Genomic DNA, 247 nt, shown 5'->3' on the forward strand with positions numbered 1-247 from the left:
TCTTTTGGCTACTCTTCTACTTTAGTACTCAGTAAGTTGGTAATGGTGCGATGGTAACGCTGCTGTTGGCGTTTAAGCGTCTGTCTATCAGCGACGATAACGGCTTTGAGCTCAGTTAGTGCAACTTCGAAATTATCATTAATAATCACAAAATCAAAATGTACGTATTGTGCCATCTCATTGACTTCGCCTGCTAAACGCTGCTCTATCACTTCTAGCGTATCTTGCGCGCGCGTCGATAGACGTT

1 pseudogene is annotated in these 247 nt (G+C 43.3%); it reads right to left on the minus strand.

The features are described from left to right. Positions 1–8: 8 nt before the first annotated feature. Positions 9–247, minus strand: a pseudogene (locus BTV98_RS13335) (guanylate kinase); the annotation flags it as partial.

The sequence above is a fragment of the Psychrobacter sp. Cmf 22.2 genome (assembly GCF_001921745.1).
Lineage (GTDB): Bacteria > Pseudomonadota > Gammaproteobacteria > Pseudomonadales > Moraxellaceae > Psychrobacter.